This is a genomic window from Acinetobacter sp. YH12096, from assembly GCF_013419215.1.
Taxonomy (GTDB): Bacteria; Pseudomonadota; Gammaproteobacteria; order Pseudomonadales; family Moraxellaceae; genus Acinetobacter; species Acinetobacter amyesii.
The window spans coordinates 23,681-47,840 of sequence record NZ_VPAM01000020.1 but is presented as its reverse complement, the minus strand read 5'-3'; the positions used below and the strand labels follow the sequence as shown (position 1 = coordinate 47,840).

Genomic DNA, 24,160 nt, shown 5'->3' with positions numbered 1-24,160 from the left:
GTCTTAAGGAATCCAATGCATAAGTATACCTTTTAGTATACCTTTTATTGGTGTATCTTATTTAAATCCTATCAGCATATGCATGCTGAAAAATCTGAGGGTGATTTTAGCAAAATTACCGAGTGCGAAAAGGTTAGAAGAACTATATGACTGTAAAAGATCCTACTTATAAAAAAAAAGTAGCGTTAACTGCTCGAGCTATTGAAAAAATGAAACCTGAAACTTTCTTAGTAGATATTGGTGAAAATGAAGGGTTAAGAGTTAATAAGGGGAAAACAGGTCTGACTTCATTTTCTTATCGCTTCAGAAGTCCTATTGATAACTCGTTAAAGAAAGTAAAAATTGGTATTTACCCAGATATGTCATTGGCTGAAGCTAGATTAGAGCTTCAAAAGATGAAGATCAAACGCAGAGCAGGTATTTGCCCAAGTCAGGAGCTAAAAGATCAGAAGGAACAAAAAAAGATTGAGCAAGAAAAACGAGATGAAACAAATGCCCAATTTACAGTCAAAGAATTGATTGATTTATATTTAACTAATGTAATTGAAGACCGTTATGTTTTAGATAGTAAAACAGGCAGTAAGAAGTTGATTCCAGGAGCGAGAAAACGTAAAGGACAAGATGAAGCTAGAAGAACACTATACGGCGATGCGGTTAGAGTATTAGGACATATAGCAGCTGATCAAGTGACGCGAAAAGATGTCGTAAATATGATTTCTAAAATTATTGAGCGTGGGGCAAATGTTCAAGCTGGGCGTGTACTAGCAGAATTAACGTTGGCTTATGACTACAGTATAGGATTGGAAAAATTTAAGGATGATTTTGCAAATCCGGCACTTTTGGCTAAATCGAGTTTAAAGCAAAGCAGGGTGAAGTTAACACACAAAAAGGGTAGCCGAGTATTATCAGATAAAGAAATTAAAAAAGTATTGGAATGGCTTCCAACATCAGGTTTCTCAGAAAAAGTTAGGCATATTCTTAGAATTACGTTATGGACTGGGTGCCGTACTGGGGAAGTTTGTGAGTTGAAATGGGCGGACATTGATTTTGAAAAAAATACGTGGCATTTAAAAGGAAGCAAGAATGGTACGGATAGGTATGTCCAACTTTCTAAACAATGCCTTGAATATATAAAAGCATTATCTCGTGAGTCGGACTTTCTTTTTGAATCAAGTATTAAAGGTAGGCCAATTACCCAGAAAATTCTTACAGTGTATAAATGGCAAATGCGACATCCTGAAAAACTTTCATACGCATTACAGCCTGAACAATTGTGGTTGTCCGAAATTGAGGATTGGAGTCCGCACGATTTAAGGCGGACTGTACGTACTGGTCTATCTAGGTTAAGTTGTCCTGCAGAAATTGCAGAAGCTGTATTAGGGCATTCAAAAAAAGGAATACAAGGTACTTATAATTTGCACGCGTATGAAAAAGAATGTGCGGAATGGTTACAGAAGTGGGCCGATCATTTGGATGCTTTATAAGATAAAAGAGAGCCTCTGGAAGAGGCTCTTATCTTTATATGTTACAAAAATCTTTTGAAATATTGTTCAATAGAGTTTTCATTGGAAAACCTTTCTTTAGTGAGTAAATTCTCGACCATACTAATATTATTTACCTTAATAGTTTTTGGTGCGTTTTGCCCTAAACTGATCAATTTAATCCAAAGCTGTTGATGTTCTTCATAGCATTTTTCAAGATGGCCGGACAGGGTTGTGATTTTATTGAGGGTAGGATCAAAAAACTGTATTTCATGATCAGGCTTGAGAGATTCCGTGTTTGAGAGAGTTGATCCTTTATTACTTATTAATTTCGTAGATTGATTTGGTTTAGATGAATTGGCGAAGTTCATTAAAGTCATAAAGATAAAGCGAATACCATAAAAAAGCACGCTAATAAAGAAAAAGAATACTGCAATCCAAAAAATAGCTTTTAACACGATTGACCCCTCTAATAAATTGATAAATTTTGTTATGCTACTAAGATGAATAATAAATGAGATTTAAGAAAATGATATCTAATAAGTTTCCAGATGTGATTTTTGTCGCATCAAACGAAATGGTAGAAGAATTATTTAAGAAAAAATATCCTAAACTAGTAAAGGAATCTGAACCAAAAACAGATGGATTCTTTTCTAGATTTAATCAGAAATTTGATGAAAGTACTAGTCTGACACTAGGGTTGATAGGAGCAAGTATTCATAAAGCTACAAATAAAGAAAGCACTAAAGACGTTTTAACACATGCTGAAGAAATTTCAGCAGAGTTGATGAAACGTAACAATAATAAGAAAGTGAAAAATACAAAGCCAGCTCTTGTTTATAGCGTTGAAGATAAAGCAAGTATTATTTTGAAAGGGATGAAACTTCCTACTGAAGTAACTTATGTATCTTTAGAAGGTGCAAAAAAATTAAAAATTCCCAAAGAAGATAAGGTGACTGAAAATAGCTTTTTTATCAAGCATCCTCATATTAAAGACCTTTACATTAGACCAGAAAACTTCCAAATCGAATTAGCAAAAGCAAAAGAAAACGTATATATCCAATTAGCAATAGCTTTTGGTGCTAAAGAAATTCGTTTAGTGACTAATTCCCTTAATCATTCAAATAAAAAAGTAAATTCAAATATTCCTTTACCTCAATACGGGCTACTAAGTGGCTTTGGTGTGTCTTTTAATAGCACTACAAATCAATATCGGTCAAAAGTAATAGCATTTGATCCAACTGATCATGATCCGTATATACCAAGTGATTTACAGGAGTGGGTGGATCAAGATATGGAATTGCAAACTATGTGGGATGGTAGAAAAGATGGTAAACGGCAAAAGACACATACCATGAAATTACATTATTTTAATGAAACGAATGGTAGTGTACAAGTCGCTGCATCTTTACTTAATATTTTGAAACAGGAATTTAATGCGGAAATAACACAACAAAAATTCGAAGCAACAACAGTTTTATTTGAGATTGATTATTATTAATAATGGCTGATATTACCTAACAAGACCCATCATTGATGGGTCTTTTTTTATGCCACCTTTTCTACAGTTTGCCTGAGAGAATTTGATATGGCGTAACCATTTTCTGGATCTGCCGAGTTTTCATCTAGAGGGTAAAACTCATCGATGAGGTCTGAATCTTCTTCAGAATTAATCTCAAATACAGCATTGGCAAAACCCTTCCTTGCTGTAAAGTCCAAAGCCTCCTGATAAAACCCAGCCTGCTTGCTCTGTTCATCAATTTGCTTGGCTTGAGTAATGGCATCATTGAGACTAATCCCATCCCTTAAAATTAGATCCACGTAATACACCGGCTGACGATAGCTTTGTGTGGTGCTTTTGCCTCTTAAAGTCAGTTGCAAAGGCAGGCAAGAGAGTAAACCTCCTGAAGCTGCGTGGTAATAACTCAGCCGTGCAGCCAAAGTCCGAATACTGTTAAAGCCTGTGGTTCTAAAGATGAAGGTGCCAAACTCATCCGAGTCATCTAAATTCACATGCAAGCGTCCATAAGGCTTGCAGTTACCTCCTTGAGCCAACGGACATAAATCTGGTGATGGACAGGGATGTTGCTCTACACCTTGATTAGTTAAACGTTGGCAGGTTTCGCCATTACCGACACAAACTGGGCGCCCAGTCTGACGGTCAAATAGGCTGTATTCTGCACGTAGGTTTAAGTCAGGATCATTGAAGATCATTCTGACGGGGATTGAGCGTAGCTTTTGATTGAGAGTATTGGCTCGAAGCTGTTCATCCAGTGGGTGTTTCACCCATCCTTCTTTGCTTTGAATTTGGGACGTAATGGTGAATTGATCATCTTTTTCAGGTAGGCGTTTGCCATTCTTTTCTACTACCCGACCAATACTGATACGCCCTAGAGCTGGTGGTGTAATCGCTAAACCTTTAATCATTTTATTTTCCTCAATTTGATTTTGTACAGATCATCCAGCTTTATGTAGATCACCTGATTCAAGAAATATGTATATAGCTCGCTACAAAAGCCGCGACCGTTTGCCCTCTATTCCTAGCGAATGGAGGGCGGGGAGCGGTTTTTGCGCCTCGCTATTTGAATGGGCTGAAATAGGCTTAGTCGGTATAGATATTGAAACGACGACTGCCTGGCTTTTGAAGGGGGTAAAGCTCAATGAGTTCAGGCTGGTGCTGAAGCAATGCCTTGGTATTCAGACTGATGGAGTCTTTGGCTTTCTTCCAGACCACAGAGCCATTGGCAAAGGTGGCTCGTTCAGCATCTTTCATCAGCATTTGGATTTGATGCTTCAGCTGGTCAAAGCGTTCCTGCTTGTGCTGAATCTCTTCTTTCATTTTAATGAGTTGATCGAACATCAAATTGGCATTTTCATTTTGCGAGAGATCTTCAACGCTCAGTGGGATATGCGCTGGATAGAGTTGCTGAATCGCTTTGGCTGCGGATTCACTGGCATCGACTGATGGCGGAGTATCCGTTTCCACACATTCCCAGAAATAACGCTCTGCCTGAATGATGTGTTGAATCACTGATTCAGACCGTGTCACTTTGAAGATTTTGGTTTCATGCCCACAGATCAGAACACAGACATGTGCAGCCTGTTTGCCTGTTACCGCAAGTTGGTGTTGCACCTGACACAGCACGTATAAAGGCACACCATCTCGCCACAATTTTGCTCCATGCTCACCTGCGGTTTTGCATTCCAGGATCTGAACGTCCTCACTACCGACCACCGTGTAATCCAGATTGGCTAACATAAAGTGTTTATCAGGATCAGGATGCTGAAGCACGGCATTGACTCGTCTCACTTTATTATTGGTATGCAGGCTGTAGTACTCCGCTACTAGTGGCTCTAGCTGTTTACCCCAATACAACGGTGCAACGCCTGAGCTGTCATCATCAACGTTCTGCTGAGTTCGACCAGTTTTAATCATCCACAGTTCCAGCATCGACATATAGGGATTCAACCCACATGCGGTTGCGGCATCACTACTGCCAATGCCTTGCTTACGCACTTCTAGCCATTCTTGGTAATCCATATTTTTAGTGTTGGCTAAACGTTTGGCTGTCGCTGTTCGTTTAGCTGCGGTATTTGATTCATTCATCTCATTCGAAATCGGGAAATGAGGGAGTTGAGAGGTATTTATCGGTGCAATCTGATTCATGCTTTGATCCTTATAAATAGTGAGGTCTGTAAAATTTTCGGCATAAAAAAAGCCACATCTGGTGATGTGGCAAAAGGGGGGTCACTGGAGAAGGATCATCTGCATGACCCCTTGACCATTATTGTAATAGCATTAGCTTAAATGAAACTTAAACCACTAAGCGAAGTGCTTGTTCCAGTCCACGCTGCTTTAATGCAGCACCTGCACCAAACCAGGCTGAATCGAGGCGGTGATCGGTACTCATGGCACGACGTTCATGGTCAGCAAACTCGGTGATTGAACACAGCAAACCATAGGCAGTATCTTTGGCTGAGCTGAGTTCTGCACCACGTCCTTGCCCATTAAACATATCCATGACTTTGGCCATGGCACGTCCATTCGGTTCAGGCTTTTCTTTGGCTGGAGTTGGAGTAGCCATATTGCGATAGAACTGAATGATGTTCTCTTCCTGATCTGCAACACTCATGCTGGTATTGTTAAACACTGCATCAAAATAAGCAGCCGCTTCGCCTTGGGTGACTTTACGTTGACTCAGCTGTTTCATTTCATACATGTGTTCATCCCATGCACGGACTGAAATACCCAATTGTTGTTTGACCTTGTCCGCATCAAACTTGGTACTGTGCGGGACTTTGACCACACCAGCATTGCTACTTTGTCCACGTAGGGCAATGGCTAAGGTGTTATTGCATACCACTCGGATATTGGTGAATTGTGCCGTGGTAGCCAAAGTACCGTCACAGGCAGTTGCTAGCAGAATATAGCCATTGCTGACATCCTTACCCTTGAGTGCTGTAGATTGCCCGGTACGTGCCAATGCCCAGAACTTCTTACCCCCTTTCAGAACACCTGCGGTTTCCAGTTCAAAACCGGATTGCTCAGTCAGATCCCGGTAGAACTCCAGAATTTCCATCGGCTGCACTTCCTGATAGCGCTGACTCACTACTGACAAAGGTGCATGAGTATCTGAACGATACAGTACCCGCTGTTCTTCATACGGCATGATGATGCTTTGCCCACGTTCATTCTGTGCCATGTAACTGACATTCGAGGATTCGATGCGCCAATCCATGCCTGCCTGTTTTGCCCAAATTTCAATCGGCTGATTCTGTGTCAAGTGATTACCTAAACCATGCCAAGGGGTATCACCGACATAAGCCATTTGTTCAAGTTGATGTGCCATATTTATACCTATTATTGTTAATTGATTTGAAAAGTTAAATTGCAGTCATTACAGGTGTAAGACTTCTCGTTTTGTACGAAAGGAGATCCAGAATGCTTATGTAAATAATAATTAAGTACATAGCCTAAGCTGGCTCCTGTAATTTCTCCAATTACAGGAGGAATTCTGTAAGCTTTAGCTAATTCTTTGCCAATGAAGGTAAGTGTTGATTGTGACCAGAGTGGGCTTGGAGCTTGGTTAGATCCTTTTGGAGCTAATCCAAGAAAAGTTATTTCTTCACTATGACAAGCAGGGCAAGTCGTCATATGGACACCTTTAAAAATGAAAAAGGCCTGCTAAGCAGACCTTATGGGTAATTATCGTTTTTGTGATATATATTTGAAATATATTGGATTTAATTGAAATATTTTAGTTTGAATTTTTTGTACTCATCCATTATGTAGTGCTTCTTTAAGATATATTGAAGCTCCTTATTATTTTTATAATGTGGTCGTAAAGTGATGGAATCTAGCAGCTTTTTTTTTCTCGTAAAATTCGGTTCTAAAACGAGAGGTTGTAGATAGCCTTGATATTTTAATGATACTTCTTGTCCATCAAAATGATCTTCGATATTTGGCTTGCATTGAAAGCGTGAATAATTTGGACAAAGATCACCTAAGGACATCAGTTTTTCCATAACTCTATTATTTAAATTTTCTGAGCATTCGATTTCTAAGTCATAGATGATCAAACATATTAAATTTTTTAGCAGAGCATCATAACGGTCAGAGGTAGCTTTTGCATTATTCAAAGCATCTAGTTGATCAAGAATATTGAAAAGTTCTTTATGTTCTCTGCTTCCAAAAAAAGAAGACTTTTCATCAGAAATGTTTAATCGATTAAGCGTAATTTTCTGATCTAAATATTTAACCATTATTTGCGTTAAAAGCTCACTCCAGTTAATTTCCTTATCCTCAACATTGATCGAGATGTCTAGAGTAGAATGATATTTCTCACCATCTTCTGAGTAGTACATCTCTTCTATGTATGACACAAGGTTATTCATCCCTAATGGTGTGTGATACTTATAAAGTAAATACATTTTGAGATGGGAAATAACCATTTCAATTTTACTATCTTTATTAAAAACAGTAAGATAAGTATAAGTTAACGATATATCTATCACATCTCTTAATAAATTTAACAAGCAGTTTTGTGATAGCAAATCTGTAAAGCTGTACTGGTTGAAGAGTTTAATCAAATCACTTTTTTCTACAGTTCCAGAGAATTTTTTTTTAAACTCGTCTGCGTATGGGGACAAAAAATCCATGAATGCATTTTCATCGATATGATATGTTTTTAGTTTGAGTTGTGAGATTTGTAAAATTCCAGTTTGAAAATAAGTTATTGATACTTCTATTAATTTTAAAAAAACTAACGTTTCTTTAATCATTGTATTTAACGCAGTATCTACAGTTTTTTTATCGATTTTTTGATTCTTATCAATAGGTACTACAAGATGTGAGTAATAATCAAATAGCCAATTCTTTAGTTCATTGGAAAATTTATCTCTAAAAATTAATAACTCACTAAAAAGATATGGATATTTTTTAGCGAATACCCTTTTTTCAATTTCCAATTCAAGAATTTTTCGTATTAAAGGGTGTGCTTGTTTATATAAATGATGCGTGTGATTAGATGGCATAAAAAATTCCGATATTGGTGTGCTTAACATCTGAATCAGATTTCTTCAGACTCTCTCATACCGATTAAAAATGGAGCGGAACAAAAGGTGTTAAGTGATAATATTTTACGTATTGAAGGACTTACGTCTAAAGTTGGCTTAAGCCGGTCAACAATTTATGACAAAATGAATCCAAAGTCACCTCGGTATGATAAGGACTTTCCTAGACCAATCAAACTAAGTTTGAATGCGGTGGGATGGTTTGAACAGGATATCCTTACTTGGTTAAAAACAAGAAGTGTAGCCAACTACTAAAAGGATAACTTTCCAACGAGTTAACTATATAAATCCCCAGCTGTCCAAGCAGTTAAGTCCACCTATGCCTTGTTCAGCCAATGAGCAGACTTTAGGTACTTAATAATATTAAGTAATTAAGGATTAAGGGTTTATATATCTTCTATTAATTATACACATGAGCCTTCTAAGAAATAGGTATAGCCCACAAGCTATACCTTCAGGGAGAACTCATGTCTGGAAAAAGTAATGACTATGAGTAAAAGTGACAAAATCATATCGCAATTTGAAACATCAGACACTGCTTCCTATCTTTTAGAACAAGCGGATAAGGACTACTCTAAACTTGAGACGTTAATTGATCTTATTGTTGACAATAAGATTTCTAGTGCTTTTCCTAAATTACAGACAGGGCGATTTAAAAAAGCGGATCCCTTGGTTAGAAATCTGTTATCTCAATGTCCAGATCCCGATGATTTGACTGAATTAGCGATTAATAATGAATATACTCAAGTGTATATGCGAGCATATGAAGAAATATTAAAACCTATAAATTTTGAACCACGCTATTTTAAAAATTTTCAAGCAAATGATGTTCTCCCTATCGCGGGAGAACCTATTATATTTGCAGATCTAGCAAATGCTTTTGTTTCTAAAATTTATTCAGGCACCCTGGAAGATGAATTTATTCAGGCACAGAGCAATCGATCTGAAAGATTAAAACATCAAGAAGCGCGTGCTATTCAGTTGCTAAACAAGCTTAGAGTTAAATATTCAAAGTTACTAGTCTTGCGTCTTGATTTTGCAATTGCGAAAAAATGTAGAAATCTTTCTGAAGATTTGAATCTGATCAGAAAGATGTTTAAGAAATTTTTGAAATCAAGATTTTCAATAAATCAGCGACCTATTGGTTATATTTGGAAACTAGAATACGGCGTTAATAAAGGCTATCACTATCATACTATTTTTTTCTTAGATGGTAATAAACATCAAAAAGACGAGATTATAGCTGACCAGTTCGGGAAGAAATGGGAACAACTTACTGAGTATAAGGGAAGTTACTACAGCTGTAATGGTTCAAAAGAACGCTATAAACATTTAGCTATTGGAATGTTACATCATGATGATGAAAAAGCTCATAGTGCATTAGAGTCACTAGTTATCAAATATTTGACTAAAGATAAGCAACACGCGTTTATTCCCAGTGGTAGTAGGCTAAAAACATTTGGTACAAGTCAGATGCCAGCAAGTAAACGTAAATCAGGCCGCCCTCGTAGAGGGACATAAATCTACATACCACCGAAGTTATACCTGCTCATTCACCTGATGAGCAGGGCATTAAAAAAATACATATCAGAGCCTATATATGAATACATACGCAGCACTATCGCCACAGACCAAAGTAATTCCAGTTCCTGTAAGTTATGCTTCTCCAGAACAAGCTTTGGTGCTTACAGAAGCACTCAAGCTATTTAAAAAAATCACCTCGCCCTCTGCTCAAGTTTTAAGAGTAAATTCAAATAGTAACAATTGCTTAGGATATCTTTCCACTGACCTGTTGAATCATTTTATGTACGTAGGTCGGCATTACTTTGACTGCTTTGATCCACAGTTAGGAGAAGAGCATGTTTTTGATCCACAAGTACAAAAAGTATTTCAATGTTTCAGAGAATGCTTTGGGCTAATTAGAAGTTTGCCCCTGCGGGCTCACTGTCAAAAAGATGATCTGCATTTCAGAAGTATCATGCTGATTGAGCGATGTTGGAATGAGTTACGTGGTAGGGCATTAGTTGACGAAAAAACGATGACTAAAGCAATTTTAAAAACTTATCAACAGGTAAAAGATCAACAAAACACGGTTAATCGATTTGTTGCCAGACTTTTACGTGAGCATAAACAGATCCGCATTCATCAGGTAGATTTCAAGTTTGATGCCATTTACCGACGTACGAGTATTCCACTACAGCCTAAAGATGAGCAGCAGTTTGCAGTGGTTGTACGGAAGTTTATCAATATGCTGAAAAAAGAGAATTTAGATAATTTACATGGATTTGCCTATCAAATATCTAAAGATCTCAATGGACAGTATTGCGGTAGAGTATTTGCATTTACTGATGTGGGACACCCTTTGAAGCACCCTACTTTAGATAAACCTTTAAGGTTTAACCTTCTTAGTCAAGAACTATGGGTGGATCTGAAAATAGCTCTTATCTGTGAGCAAGCGTTTTTGGTTGAGCCAAATCAAGTGGTAGGCGCTTCTTGCAGCTATCAAGATTGGTCCAAATATTTTAAGTCTATTATTGAACCTATGAAAATGCATCATTACTCTTCGAAAGGAATTAGACCTGACTATAAGCTTATGATTTTTTAATTCTTCAGCAAAAGCACTACTATAAAACTCCCATACTAGAGATGGGAGTTTTATTTTTTATGGCTTTCTGTCCATAAGTTGAAGTAAAGCGACAAATAATGTCCTTTTCCACCTTTTTACTGCTGCATGTTTTAGAATTTTAGGTAAAATCATTTTATTAATGATTTACTTATTTGGACTTCTATAACAATGACCCAAGTACAACTGCAACAACTACAAAAACAACTTTGGAATATTGCCAATACTTTGCGTGGCACCATGGGGGCAGATGAATTCCGTGATTACATTCTGGGTTTTATTTTCTTTAAATATTTATCAGAAAAGTCGGTGAACTTTGCCAATGAATTGCTCGATGGCGAAGACCTCAGCTTTTTAGAATTAGATGAAAATAATGCTGAGCATGTGCCCTACATCGAAGAAATTAAAAAGAATGCCATTGCCGAAGTGGGTTATGCGCTTACACCAAAACAGCTATTCCATACCTTAGCCGAGCGTGGTCGTCAGGGCGAATTCATTCTGGATGATTTAACTGCGACCTTAAAATCAATTGAACAAAGCACGTTAGGCACCGACTCTGCCGATGACTTTGCCAACCTGTTTGAAGATTTGGATCTAAACTCGACCAAGCTTGGCAATAATGCCAGCGACCGTAATGCACTGGTGGCGAAAGTCCTCAGTCATTTAGATGATATTGATTTTGATATTAGTAATACCGAAGCCGATGTACTGGGGGATGCTTACGAATACCTGATTGGTGAATTTGCCTCAGGCGCGGGCAAAAAAGCGGGGGAATTCTATACGCCACAAACGGTATCGACTTTACTGGCGAAGATTGTCACCCAAGGCAAAGAGCGTTTACGTTCAGTCTATGACCCGACTTGTGGTTCAGGTTCATTATTGCTTCGGGTAAAACGTGAAGTGAAAGATGTCGATATGATTTACGGTCAGGAAATGAACCGTACCACCTACAACTTGGCACGCATGAACATGATTTTGCATGATGTGCATTTTGCCAAGTTCGACATCAAGCAGGAAAACACTTTAACCCGTCCGCAGCATTTAGATAAAAAGTTTGATGCGGTGGTGGCGAATCCGCCATTTTCTGCAAAATGGTCAGCCGATCCGTTATTTTTACAAGACGAGCGTTTTGCTGCGTATGGCAAACTGGCACCAAGTTCTAAAGCCGATATGGCTTTTGTACAGCACATGCTGTATCAACTGGATGATAACGGCACTATGGCGGTGGTGTTACCGCATGGCGTATTGTTCCGAGGTTCGAGTGAGGGCGTGATTCGTCAGTATTTGATTGAACAGATGAACGTGGTGGATGCCATTATTGGTTTACCCGCCAATATTTTCTATGGTACGTCTATTCCGACCTGTATTTTGGTGTTGAAGAAAAACCGTGAGCATAGCGGCAATATTTTGTTTATTGATGCCAGCAACGATTTTGAAAAGCAGAAGAATCAAAATAAGTTATTGCCTGAGCATTTGGATAAGATTGTTGCGGCATTTGAAAAGCGTGAAAATATTGAAAAATATGCGCATGTCGCGACTTTGCAAGAAGTCAAAGATAACGATTACAACCTGAATATTCCGCGTTATGTGGATACCTTTGAAGCGGAAGCCGAGATTGATTTAGATGCGATTGCCCAACAGCTTCAAGCTTTGGAAGTTGAGAGCCAAAAGACTGATGCCATCATTGCAGATTTTTGCAAAGAGCTAGGCATTGTTTCACCTTTTGCGGAGGTGAAGTAATGGTTGCGCCGAAGTTACGTTTCAAGGGGTTTAATGACGACTGGGAAGAGGCTTTATTAACTGATATTGTTCATTTTTATAATGGCAAGGGACATGAGGGTGTAGTCGATGAAAATGGTGAATACATACTTATAAACTCAAAATTTATCTCTAGTGATAGAGCTGTTTTTAAACGAGTTAGTGAGTGTCACCAAAAAGTATTTGATGACTCACTTGTAATGGTTATGAGTGATGTCCCGAATGGAAAGGCATTGGCTAAATTTATACATATAGTTGATGGTAAAGAATATGCTTTAAATCAACGAATTGGCATGCTTGTGTTTAAGGAAGAGTTTTCATCAAAGTTTTATCAATATCCGCTTAATAGAAATAAGTATTACTTGGCTTTTGATAGTGGCGTAGGACAAACAAATCTTCGAAAAGATGAGGTTTTGGAGTGTCCTATTTACAAGCTGTCACTCCGAGAACAAACCAAAATCGCCTCTTTTCTTTCTGCAGTGGATGAAAAGATTAGCCAACTCACGGAAAAACATGCGCTGCTGAGCCAATACAAACAAGGCATGATGCAGAAGTTGTTTAGTCAGCAGATTCGTTTTAAGGCGGATGATGGCAGTGAATTTGGGGAGTGGGAAGAGTTAAGTTTAAGTAAAATCTTTAAACTTATAACTGATTATGTGGCAAGTGGTAGCTTTCAAAGTTTGCGAGAAAATGTTTGTCCTTCAGATGATGGTTATGCTTATTACGTTAGACAAGTTGATCTTGCGAATGGATTTAAAAATGCAACGAAATTTGTAGATAAGGCTAGTTATGATTTTTTGAGTAAGTCGAATTTATTTGTAGGGGATATACTTTTTACAAATATCGGGGCTTCTGTAGGTAAAGTATTTATATTACCTGAACTAAATAAGCCTGCTACAGTTGCTCCAAATTTAATATTACTCCGTGTTAATGATTACAATAATAATCTGTTTATATATCAATTCTTAAATAGTGAATACGCGCAAAACGCAATACAAAAAATTGTGGGAGGAACTGGTATGCCCAAGATTAGTAAGACTGATTTAAAGAGTTTATCCTTTAGCTTACCTAGCTTAGAAGAACAAACCAAAATCGCTAATTTCCTTTCTGCCATCGACCAAAAAATTGAAGTCGTGGCACAGCAAATTGAACAAGCGAAACAATGGAAAAAAGGCTTGTTGCAGCAGATGTTTGTTTGATTAGGAATTTAAAATGACTGAATATATTAAAAATCTTGTTCAGCAACTTGTGAATGAGCCTAATGAACAAGAATGGCTAGAATTTAAAGAAAACTATCATAGTGCAGAAGAAATAGGTGAGCGTATTTCTGCATTAGCGAATGGCGCATGCCTGTGTAATAAGCGGAACGGTTATCTCATTTTTGGTGTCAAAGACAGTGATCAAAGTATAGTAGGAACGAATTTTGATCCAAAAAAACAAAAAGCCAAAGGCAATGAAGACCTAGAGTTTTGGTTATCATCACGCTTGAATCCACGCCTTGATTTCAAAATTTATGATGTGGAGATAGATGGTAAAAAAGTTATTGTGTTCGAAATTCCTGCTACAAGCCATACGCCTGTAACCTTTTTGCATGAAGCCTATATTCGTGTAGGTAGTATTACAAAAAAATTAAAAGACTATCCAGAAAAAGCTAAAAAGATCTGGCAAAGCATGTCTACAGATTGGAGTGCAGAAATTTGCCAAGATGCAACCATTGAAGATCTAGACCCAATTGCAATTGCTAAAGCACGGCAATTATTTATAAGAAAAAATCCAAGGTTAGCAGAAGAAGTGCCAAATTGGGATGATGTCACCTTCTTAAATAAAGCACGTTTGACTATTAAGGGGAAAATTACAAATACAGCAATTGTGTTGCTAGGCTTACCTGAGTCTGCTCATTTTATAAATCCTGCTGTTGCTCAAATTACGTGGATTTTGAAAAGTGCTGATGGTATTGAAAAAGACTATGAGCATTTCTACACACCATTTTTGCTGGCTGTAGATGAGGTCTATCATAAAATTCGAAACTTGAAGTATCGTTATTTAATGAGTGGGACATTATTTCCCGAAGAAGTAGATCAATATGATCCTTATATCATTCGAGAAGCATTAAGCAATGCAATTGCTCATCAGGATTACCGTTTGGGTGGGCGTATTACCATTGTTGAAAAGGAAGATTCCACACTAACTTTCCAAAATTACGGAAGCTTTTTACCAGTATCAATTGAACATGTTATTTTATCGGACTCACCAGAACAAAAGTACCGTAATACATTTTTGGTCAATGCCATGATGCAGTTGAATCTAATTGATACCATTGGTAGTGGCATTCGAAGAATGTTTTTAAAACAACGGGAAAAGTTTTTTCCTATGCCTGACTATGATCTTGAGAATAATAGAGTGCAGGTTAAGATTACGGGTAAAGTTTTAAACATGGATTACGCAAGAAAACTTGCTGAATTACCTGATTTATCTTTAAGTAATATTATTGCTTTAGATCAAGTACAAAAAAATCTACCTATTCAAGATACCGATGCTTCAGAACTGCGTAAAAAGGGCTTAATTGAGGGTAGAAAGCCAAACTTTTGTATTTCAGCCAATGTAGCAGAACAAACAGATTTACAAGCTGAATATTTAGATATGCGTGGATTAGATGATCAGCATTATCAAGGATTAATTTTGGAATATCTTAAAAAATTTGGTCAAGCTAAACGTGCGGAACTAGAAAAACTTTTAGTTGATAAATTACCTCAGGTTCTAGATCAGGATAAAAAGATAAATAGAATTAGGAACTTAATGCAGAAAATGCGTGTAAATGGTTTGATTGAAACTGAAGGGAAGACATGGAAAATAGCTAAAAAATAGCTAACGTTAGTTATTTCTAGTTATTTCTAGTTATTTTGTTAATTAAGTTATTGTTAAATATTGATTTAAAGTGATAGTGAAATGACAGTACAAAGTGAATATCAACTTGAAAACGAACTGATTGGCCAGCTACAACAATTAGGTTATGCCTCAGTGACGCTCAAGGACGAAAGCCAACTACTGTCTAACCTGAAAACCCAGATTGAACGCGCCAATGGACTTGCGCCACTGTCAGAAACGGAATGGAAACAAGTCATCAGTTTTTTAAACACAGGCACAGTGTTTGAGCGAGCCAAGAATCTGCGTGATCTGTTCCCAGTCAAATTTGATGACGGCACTAGCAAACATATTTTTTTCCTGTCAGATGACCCAAGCAAAAACATCTATCAGGTGACCAATCAAATCACCATTGACCACCGAGACTACAATGGACGTACCAGCCGTTTTGATGTAACCCTGTTGGTCAATGGATTGCCATTGGTGCAGATCGAGCTAAAAAAACGCGGCATGGAAATTGCCGAAGCCTTTAATCAAACGCAACGCTATATTCGTGAAGCCTATTGGGCAGGGCAAGGGCTGTTTGGTTTTATTCAGCTGTTTGTGATCAGTAATGGCGCCAATACCCGTTACTACTCCAGTGGTACGACAGGCATTGAGTTTGCCTTTCCTTGGGCTGATGTGAGTAACAAACACATCAATGAAATTGTCGACTTTGCCGATGCTTTTCTGAATCAGCAGCATCTGACCCAAATGCTGACCCAGTACATGGTGCTGCTAGAAACCACCAAAAGCCTGATGGTGCTACGTCCCTATCAGATTTATGCAGTACAGAAAATTGTGGAGCATGTGCAAAACTCCGATCACAACGGCTATATTTGGCACACTACAGGTTCAGGCAAAACCCTGACCTCATTTAAAGCCAGTCAGATCATCATGCAAATGCCCGATGTTGAAAAGGTCTTGTTTGTGGTCGATCGTAACGACCTCGATACGCAAACCTCACGCGAATTTAATGCTTTTAAAGCCGACAGCGTCGACAGCACCGATAACACATCGACCTTGGTAAAACAGCTCGATCAACGTCATGACAAACTGATTGTGACCACCATCCAAAAACTCAATCGGGCCATCAGCACAGACCGTTATTTAGAATCGATTGATTATCTTAAAAATAAAAAAGTGGTCTTTATTTTTGATGAATGTCATCGCAGTCAATTTGGTGAGACTCATCAGAACATCAAAAAATTCTTCAGCAATGCACAAATGTTTGGTTTTACCGGTACGCCTATTTTTGAAAAGAACAGCCAAAGCAAAGCAGGTTTAAAACTCACCACAGACTACCTGTTTAATGAGTGTTTGCATAAATACGTGATTGTCGATGCGATCCGCGACCGTAACGTCTTACAGTTCCAGATTGATTATCGTGGCAAATACACCGCCAAAGGCATGGCGACCAATGAAAGTTATGAGGAAGATGTAGAAGGCATCGATACCAAAGAACTGTATGACAACCCACAACGCTTAGAAATGATTGCCCGCTACATTGTTAATATTCACGATACCAAAACCCGTAATCGTGAATTTACCGCAATGTTCTGTGTCAGTTCGGTCGAAACACTGACCCAATATTACGACCTCTTTGAAAAGGTGCAGGCTGAAAAGCAAATTGAAGATGAAGCACAAGGTCGGATATTTAAACCGTTGACCATTGCCACCATCTTTTCCTATGCGGCAAATGAGGCTGTACCGACTGATGACTTAACTGGCTTGATTCATGAAGAAGCCGCAGATATTCCAACTCAGGTCAATTCATCCAGTCGGGATAAGCTGGATCGCTACATTGCCAATTACAACCGACAGTTTAAAACCAACTACAATTCTGGTGATCAATTTTATGCGTACTACCGCGACATTGCACAGCGCGTAAAAAACAGACAGATTGATATTCTAATCGTGGTCAATATGTTCCTCACGGGCTTTGACTCTAAGCCGCTAAATACCTTGTATGTCGATAAAAACCTAAAATATCATGGCTTGATTCAAGCATTCTCTCGTACCAACCGTGTCTACAACGATAAAAAACCATTTGGCAATATCATCTGTTTCCGTAACCTAAAACGCGCTACAGATGAGGCGCTGGCACTATTTTCCAATAAAGAAACGACCAAGATCGTCCTTGTTCCCAGCTATGCGGAAATCGAACAGGATTACCAAGCAGCGGTGAGCAAATTGTTTGCCTTAACGCCCAATTACCAATCAGTCGATGATCTTGTTACTGAAGAACAGCAACTGGAATTTATTAAAGCTTTCCGTGAAGTGATGCGCTACAACGCGCAATTACAGACTTTTATTGAGTACGATCAAGACCAAACACAACTCGATAAGCAGCACTTTGCGAATTTCGCCTCTAAGTATGCTGACCTATGCCGTGCCGTTAGAAAGACTACCAAGAAAGACAAAGTGTCGGTATTGGATGATGTCGATTTTCAGCTGGATTTACTGCACAGTGACCGCATTAATGTGGGTTATATCATCAACCTGCTACAACTGGTCGTGGACACAGACTCAGAGGACAAGCGTCAGAAGTACCAAGCGCAAATTTACGATTTAATCAGTAGCGATATTAGCTTGCACGATAAGCAAGACCTGATTCAAAAATTCATTGAAGAAAACATGCCGAAGATGATCAATGGTCAAAGCGTCCAAACGGCTTTTGCTGCATTCTGGGATGCTGAAAAAGAACAAGCCTATCAGCATCTTTGTGCCGAGGAAAACCTGAAACCAGAAGCGATGAAGCAGGTTCTGGAGCATTATGAGTTCACCAAACGCCTACCACGTAAAGAAGAGTTGAAGGACTTACCAAACTATAAGGTTAAGCTGTTTGAGCGGGAGAACGTGTTTAGCAATTTGCTGGTCAAGACACGCCAGTTGATTGAGAAGTTTTATGTAAGCATATGATTTTGTTTTTATTTATTAAGAATTTACTTTTCATGAAGATATACTTGAAAGCAATATAAATGAATAAACGAAAAAAAATACTGTTAGTACAAGAGGATATCACTAAGCTTGCTGTGGATGCTATTGTGAACTCTGCGAATAAGTCGCTACTAGGTGGAGGTGGTTTAGATTACGTAATCCATCAGAAAGCAGGACTACTGATGAAGCAAGCCTGTATAGAGTTAAACAAGCTAAAAGGTGGATGTCCTACGGGACAGGCAGAGGTGACGATCGCAGGTGACTTGCCGGCACAATATATTATTCATGCCGTTGGACCAAGATGGTTGAATGGTGATCATAATGAAGCAGATTTGCTGTGTACTACATATTCAAATGCTTTGATCAAAGCAAATGAAGTGCGAGCTAAAAAAGTTTCATTCCCCTCCATCTCTACAGGTGTTTATGCTTTCCCAAAGCAATTGGCAGCAGAAATAGCCATAGGAACAGTATTGTCCACTTTGCCAGATTATTCGTTCATTGATGAGGTGGTCTTTGTCATAAAGGATTCTGACAATTATCAAATTTATCAGAATATTTTGAGCAATCTGCATGACGAACATTTAGAAATTAAGATTGAAAAAACATGACCATAGTAACTTTAGAGTCGAGAGTTATCTCATTAAAAGAACTTTACCAACAAGCTTTAAGTATTCCTGATTATCAACGTCCTTATAAGTGGACAGAGAAGCATGTCAGAACGCTGTTTGATGACCTGGATTATTTTGTTGCGGGAATCACAGCAAAGAATCGTGATGATGAGCGTTATAAGTATCGTTTAGGGACAATTGTTTTACATAAAGGCTCTGTAGAAGCAAAAAGCGATATCGTAGATGGTCAGCAACGTACACTCACTTTTTATTTGATTTGGCATGCTTTGCAGGCGAGGAAGGCTCAACTTAACAAGTTGGGCTTACCTGAGTTCAGTTTAGGGATTCCTAAATGCCGTATCACCCAAGAAAACTTACGGCGAAATTATGAAGTTGTTGAAAAGCTGATTGATAAGCCTCGCTCAAGGTCCTTAGAAGAATATATTGATATTCTTCTAAGTAAATGTGAGTTCGTGGTTGTTGAACTAAGCAAACTTTCTGAAGCATTCCAATTTTTTGACTCGCAGAATTCGAGAGGATTAGATCTTCATCCACATGATTTGTTGAAGGCATACCACCTGAGAGAATTTGATCCATCAGAATCTGAGTTGAAAACGAAAGCTGTTCAGCAATGGGAGCAGAGGGATGAGAAGGAAGTTAATCGGATATTTTCTCATCTGCTATATCCCATCAGACAATGGACGAAAGGGGAAAAGGCATTCTACTTTGGTAAAGAGCAGGTGGAAGGTTTTAAAGGTTTGTCACTGCATCAGGAAGATCAGTTTCCACTGAGCCAATCATATCGTATCTTGCACAGTATGGTTGATGAGTACAACAATGATCGCTTCCGCAAGGTAGATAATATACATTTGGCTTATCCATTTCAAATCACTCAAACCATGATCAATGGGCGACGTTTTTTTGAGTGGTTTAGCCATTATGAGAGTAAAGCTTTAGGATTGCTTAATCCACCAGATTATGGTGATTGGGTCATGCCATTATTAACCACAGCAATATCGAAAAAAATTTGGCAAGTCATCAATGGCACCGAGCCTTCTAAAGGCTATGAGTATACGGGTAGGAACAGAACAGGTGATGGCTATGTCCAGAAAGTGCTCAATGCTTTTCTATTGGCTTACTATGATCGCTTTGGTGAAGCGGAGTTTTCAAGTGCTTTGGAAATAGGATTTATTTGGGCATATCGTTTGAGATTGACACAATCAAGCATTTACGAGTCCAGTATTGAGAACTATGTGATGGATCACAATCTCTTTAAGCGTTTGGATCAATCACTAAGACCAAAAGATTTCTTTAATTTTTCCTTGGATATTTATATCGGTTTAAATGAGACAAGTGAGAAAAGTCGTAAAAGTAAAGTTGAAGGCATTAAAAAGCTGTTTAGAGAAATGAAATACATGGCGGAGCAATAATAATGTCTATAGAGCAATCAAAGCCATTTACCATCTTGCAACTATTGAGCGAAGATGTTGACTACCAAATTCCTGTATATCAACGGAACTATGCTTGGGGAAGACCACAGATTTCAGCAATGATACAGGATGTCTACGACTATTATCTAAAGTCACTGACTAGTCCTGAAAACTATTATATCGGTAGTTTGGTGGTCGCAAAAAAAGAGCATTATTTTGAAGTGCTAGATGGACAGCAACGCTTTACAACCTTAAATCTTTTAGCTTTATTCTTAAAATCTAAACTTAAAAATGCAAAGCTAGATCAATTCAATTGTATACGCTTAAAATTTGAAAGTCGTGAAAAGTCTGCAATTCTTTTAAGCGCATTATGGAGGTTTGCGAATGATCAATCTATTGAACAAGAATTGGATAGATTAAACGCACAACATGGGGATCACGCTATTCTCAGAGGGTATCGCATTATTCAGCAAGAATGCCTCAATATTGTCCAAGAAGATAAACTTGCAGAGTTTACAGACTATCTATTGGATCAGGTTGTAATTTTACGCACGATCATTCCAGAGCTTGCTGATGTGACACATTATTTTGATGCACTGAATAACCGTGGGGAGCAGTTAGAAGCGCATGAAGTGATTAAGGCTCATTTCCTGAGTTTGTTAAGTGCTGAAGATAAAGACCGTCATATTGTTCATCAAGTTTGGTCAGCGTGTCAGGATATGTACAAATATGTTGCCTATGGTTTTAACCCCACTGATAGAAAGCAAATATTTGGTAGTTCATATCATGAATGGTGTGTCGAAGACTACGAAAAATTGAAGTCATGCCTACCTCTCGAAACGCAATCGAAAGATGTAAGTACAGAAGGTAATAGCTCTTATGGGGATAAGCTGACTTTAGAAGGAATTCTAAAGCTTAATCCTGTCCCTATGAGCCAGAAGCCCAATGAAGAATCGAGTGAGCGTTTTGCAAGCATCATTGATTATCCAAACTTCCTGATGCAAGTTTTGAAAATTTATGTCAAAACGCAGTTGAAAGATAGCGATGCTAGCAAGATTGCACTTGATGACAAAACTTTATTGGAAAGCTTTAAAAAAACGATTATAGATGCAAGTCATGCAAAAGCCTTTATCTACCTTCTTTTGAAAACACGATATTTATTCGATCTATATATCATTAAACGGGAGAATAGCCCTCAGCACAAAGGTTGGTCACTCAAGAAACCTAAATACTATAGTTCTGGTAATGTGAGCTATGTGAATACCTTTTCACAATCTGAAGTGGAGGGAGAAAATGAATTAGCATTAGAAGGTGGTCAAAGAAACCTCGTGATGCTTCTATCTGCATTTCATGTTTCCTATCCGACACATTCACGTAAGAACTGGTTGTTAAGCGTTTTATATTGGCTCACAGTTCATAGTGACAAAGAAATTAGCTTAATTGCCTATTTTGAATTTGTGGAAAATTTGGCGCGTACTTTGATTAAGAAGCGTTACTTAAGTGCTGACAAGGAAGACTATGAAAATTTTATGTATGGCGACGAAGCTGATCGTAACAATGTGGTCACTGCAGAAGATATAAAAACCCATTTGACTTATCAGAAAATCTCAAATTTTTGTTTGAACTATCTAGATTATCTTTTGTTAAAAAAGGAAAAAGGAAGCCCTACTAAGTTTTACTTTAGCTATAAGGATTCGATTGAGCATTTTTATCCGCAGAATCCGAAGGTGGGTGAGCCTTTACCTGAACAAGTTTTAGATAGTCTAGGTAATTTAGGGTTATTGAACCAAAGTGAAAATTCTTCACTCACCAATGACATGCCGATTCAAAAAGCCAATTGGCTAGACGAGCATAAGAAAGTGCCAATCAGTTTGAAGTTAGAGTTGATGATGCAGGTTGCTAAAAAGAAAGGATCTGAGTGGAATGAAGATAGTATAGAAAAACATCAGCATGATATGATAGAGTTGCTCTTAGAAGATTTAAACCGAAAAGCATGCTCTTAGGAGCATGCTTTTTTTATTATGTATACCTTTTGGTATGCTAAATCCTAATTTGATATAAAAAATATAGTAAAATCAATAATAAGATACTAATGCATCATCGGGGTCAGGGTTGAAAGGTCAACTTTGGAATTATCAGCTTGCATGAAACGAAATACCTTAAAATAAAAATTTGTGCGCTGCTAAACGAATGACACTGTTTTGATGAAAATTGGATTTAGAAAAAGTCCTTATATTTATATTGTCTCTTCATTCAAAACCACAGGTGTACGTTAACAAATCGTGTTGCTGATTCTAGCAAAAAAAGTGACAAGAAAATGCCAGAAAAGGTTTGTCTGCATGTAAAAAAAGCAGTCAAAATTTTATTTATAAACGCTAAAAAGTCTATGTGTAAATTCAATAATCGATACATTTACAAAGCGATAGACTGACTCAAACATCTAACTGCGCTTCAGCCTGAGCTAATCGATATTGGTTACGACCACTGCCTTTTGCAAGGCAAAGTGCTTGATCGGCAGCCAATATAAATTTTTGAATTTGATCAGATTCAGATGGAATGATCGTTGCCGTACCGATGCTAATCGTCACAAATTTTGAAATATGGCTGGCTGGATGTGGAAGTTCGAGAGATTGAATACGGTGTAATAAATCTGCTGCCAAAGGCTCAATCTCAGCTTCAGTTAACATTGGAAAGAGGAGTAAAAACTCTTCTCCACCGTAGCGCGCAGCTAACTCACCACTTCGATTGGTAATTTGAGATAAGACCTCTGCAATTTGGGTCAGGCAGATATCACCCGCCTGATGTCCTAAATGATCATTATAATTTTTAAAAAAATCGATATCGATCATCATGATGCTTAACGGTTGTTGATGACGTAGGGCATAACGCCATTGCTGTTCTAATGCTTCAGATAACTGACGACGGTTTGCAAGCCCAGTCAATGGGTCATGCTCTGTCATTTTTTTCAATTGTTCAGATTGCTTTTGCATCTCATTTTGATGCAGTTCAATAATGCAATTTTGCAAGAAATTTTCACGGTGTTGACGGTCGATTACATAGGCAATCGCCATACCCAGAAAGCTACTATAGGTATAGGTACGATTTAAGAACGTCCAGTCAATTTGAAAATCAAAAGCTTTGGTAATGATGTATCCAATCAAGCCACCGCACCAACCCGCAACCACGGCAGTATAAAAACGCATACCAACAAAGGCGTAGAGGATGACCACGGCATACATCATGGCAGCATGTAATAGCGCATCATTGTGATAATTACCAATCATAGTAATGATGATAAATGTGATCGCAACAGCGCACATCGAACCTAGACAAGTATAAGCATCAAAATAAGGGTTTAAACGCGGAATAAAAGATAAAACCCATGCACTCAGAATGATAATCCCCACCCAAATGTACAGAGAAATCCATAAAACTGCGTCATGACCCGCAGGGATCACTTGATAAATCCCCGAACATAACAGGGCATACAGGAGAAAAATAATGATCCCGCGAAAACGAAATTCTTTCGCCGCTTCATCACGGTAGAGCGGCTGATAAATGGATTCTAAATTTGGCGTAAAATAAACTTTATTTAATCGAGTTTTGATTAAACCCTCAATTTCATCCCGATGAAGTAACTTTGAGCCTTTTAATTTCATAATTCGATATGCTCATAAAAAATTTAGGATATGTGCACAACTTTTTTGTCTATATTTAACCCGTATTTATCTCTAATATAAGATTTGTATAAAATTTAACAAGTGATTTTTAGTTTTAAAATGATTAAAAAATAAAGGCTTATATAATAATTATGTGAATATTGGCATATTCAAGTAAATGCAGAAA

19 protein-coding genes are annotated in these 24,160 nt (G+C 38.0%); 12 read left to right on the top strand and 7 right to left on the bottom strand.

The genetic code is table 11. The features are described from left to right. The first annotated feature begins 146 nt into the window (after nt 1–146). Nucleotides 147–1,484 (top strand): site-specific integrase, encoded by a 1,338-nt coding sequence (locus tag FTU36_RS09885; RefSeq protein WP_180117683.1) that lies wholly within the window; start codon nt 147–149, stop codon nt 1,482–1,484. A 41-nt stretch (nt 1,485–1,525) separates the two neighbouring features. Here FTU36_RS09885 and FTU36_RS09880 read toward each other — a convergent pair whose 3' ends face one another. Then, the gene (locus FTU36_RS09880; RefSeq protein WP_180117681.1) at nt 1,526–1,939 is read right to left on the bottom strand and encodes a hypothetical protein; all 414 of its coding nucleotides are present in this window, start codon (nt 1,937–1,939) and stop codon (nt 1,526–1,528) included. A gap of 56 nt (nt 1,940–1,995) precedes the next feature. Here FTU36_RS09880 and FTU36_RS09875 point away from each other — a divergent pair, with 56 nt between their 5' ends. After that, nucleotides 1,996–2,982: a hypothetical protein gene (locus FTU36_RS09875; RefSeq protein WP_180117679.1), complete on the top strand. Its 987-nt coding sequence runs from the start codon at nt 1,996–1,998 to the stop codon at nt 2,980–2,982. Nucleotides 2,983–3,029: 47 nt separating this feature from the next. Here the strand turns inward: FTU36_RS09875 and FTU36_RS09870 are convergent, their stop codons facing one another. The 5 genes from FTU36_RS09870 to FTU36_RS09850 form a co-directional block, all read right to left on the bottom strand. Then, entirely contained in the window at nt 3,030–3,908 is an 879-nt protein-coding gene (locus FTU36_RS09870; RefSeq protein ID WP_180117677.1) for a hydrolase or metal-binding protein, read from the bottom strand. Nucleotides 3,909–4,083: 175 nt separating this feature from the next. Continuing rightward, complete coding sequence (locus FTU36_RS09865) at nt 4,084–5,148, bottom strand: lambda-exonuclease family protein (protein ID WP_180117675.1); 1,065 nt, start codon at nt 5,146–5,148, stop codon at nt 4,084–4,086. A 148-nt stretch (nt 5,149–5,296) separates the two neighbouring features. Continuing rightward, entirely contained in the window at nt 5,297–6,331 is a 1,035-nt protein-coding gene (locus FTU36_RS09860) for a DUF932 domain-containing protein (protein WP_180117673.1), read from the bottom strand. A 17-nt stretch (nt 6,332–6,348) separates the two neighbouring features. After that, on the bottom strand, nt 6,349–6,636 hold the full coding sequence (locus tag FTU36_RS09855; RefSeq protein WP_158660386.1) for a hypothetical protein: 288 nt from the start codon (nt 6,634–6,636) through the stop codon (nt 6,349–6,351). An 89-nt stretch (nt 6,637–6,725) separates the two neighbouring features. Beyond that, nucleotides 6,726–8,015 carry a hypothetical protein gene (locus tag FTU36_RS09850; protein WP_180117671.1) on the bottom strand — a complete coding sequence of 430 codons (1,290 nt, stop codon included), beginning with the start codon at nt 8,013–8,015 and terminating at the stop codon, nt 6,726–6,728. Nucleotides 8,016–8,102: 87 nt separating this feature from the next. On the opposite strand from FTU36_RS09850, the gene FTU36_RS09845 reads away from it, so the two are divergent. The 10 genes from FTU36_RS09845 to FTU36_RS09800 all read left to right on the top strand — a co-directional run bounded on the left by FTU36_RS09845 (nt 8,103) and on the right by FTU36_RS09800 (nt 22,317). Further along, nucleotides 8,103–8,309: an AlpA family transcriptional regulator gene (locus tag FTU36_RS09845; RefSeq protein WP_180117668.1), complete on the top strand. Its 207-nt coding sequence runs from the start codon at nt 8,103–8,105 to the stop codon at nt 8,307–8,309. A gap of 228 nt (nt 8,310–8,537) precedes the next feature. Further along, the gene (locus FTU36_RS09840) at nt 8,538–9,575 is read left to right on the top strand and encodes an inovirus-type Gp2 protein (RefSeq protein ID WP_180117666.1); all 1,038 of its coding nucleotides are present in this window, start codon (nt 8,538–8,540) and stop codon (nt 9,573–9,575) included. 79 nt (nt 9,576–9,654) lie between these two features. Beyond that, nucleotides 9,655–10,659: a hypothetical protein gene (locus FTU36_RS09835; protein ID WP_180117664.1), complete on the top strand. Its 1,005-nt coding sequence runs from the start codon at nt 9,655–9,657 to the stop codon at nt 10,657–10,659. 189 nt (nt 10,660–10,848) lie between these two features. Continuing rightward, nucleotides 10,849–12,417: a type I restriction-modification system subunit M gene (locus tag FTU36_RS09830; RefSeq protein WP_180117662.1), complete on the top strand. Its 1,569-nt coding sequence runs from the start codon at nt 10,849–10,851 to the stop codon at nt 12,415–12,417. Then, the gene (locus FTU36_RS09825; protein WP_180117660.1) at nt 12,417–13,634 is read left to right on the top strand and encodes a restriction endonuclease subunit S; all 1,218 of its coding nucleotides are present in this window, start codon (nt 12,417–12,419) and stop codon (nt 13,632–13,634) included. Before FTU36_RS09830 ends, FTU36_RS09825 begins: the two co-directional genes overlap by 1 nt. A 13-nt stretch (nt 13,635–13,647) precedes the next feature. After that, nucleotides 13,648–15,300, top strand: coding sequence for an RNA-binding domain-containing protein (locus FTU36_RS09820; RefSeq protein WP_104852142.1), 1,653 nt, complete (start codon nt 13,648–13,650; stop codon nt 15,298–15,300). Nucleotides 15,301–15,381: 81 nt separating this feature from the next. Further along, on the top strand, nt 15,382–18,258 hold the full coding sequence (locus tag FTU36_RS09815) for a type I restriction endonuclease subunit R (protein ID WP_180117658.1): 2,877 nt from the start codon (nt 15,382–15,384) through the stop codon (nt 18,256–18,258). Between the two features lie 59 nt (nt 18,259–18,317). Beyond that, nucleotides 18,318–18,884: a macro domain-containing protein gene (locus tag FTU36_RS09810; protein ID WP_180117656.1), complete on the top strand. Its 567-nt coding sequence runs from the start codon at nt 18,318–18,320 to the stop codon at nt 18,882–18,884. Next, a complete protein-coding gene (locus FTU36_RS09805) occupies nt 18,881–20,314 on the top strand; it encodes a DUF262 domain-containing protein (protein ID WP_180117654.1) in 1,434 nt (477 codons plus the stop codon). The genes FTU36_RS09810 and FTU36_RS09805 overlap by 4 nt, the downstream gene beginning before the upstream one ends. Nucleotides 20,315–20,316: 2 nt before the next feature. Then, complete coding sequence (locus FTU36_RS09800) at nt 20,317–22,317, top strand: DUF262 domain-containing protein (protein ID WP_180117652.1); 2,001 nt, start codon at nt 20,317–20,319, stop codon at nt 22,315–22,317. Between the two features lie 429 nt (nt 22,318–22,746). Here the strand turns inward: FTU36_RS09800 and FTU36_RS09795 are convergent, their stop codons facing one another. Next, complete coding sequence (locus FTU36_RS09795; protein WP_180117650.1) at nt 22,747–23,973, bottom strand: diguanylate cyclase; 1,227 nt, start codon at nt 23,971–23,973, stop codon at nt 22,747–22,749. Between the last annotated feature and the right edge of the window lie 187 nt (nt 23,974–24,160).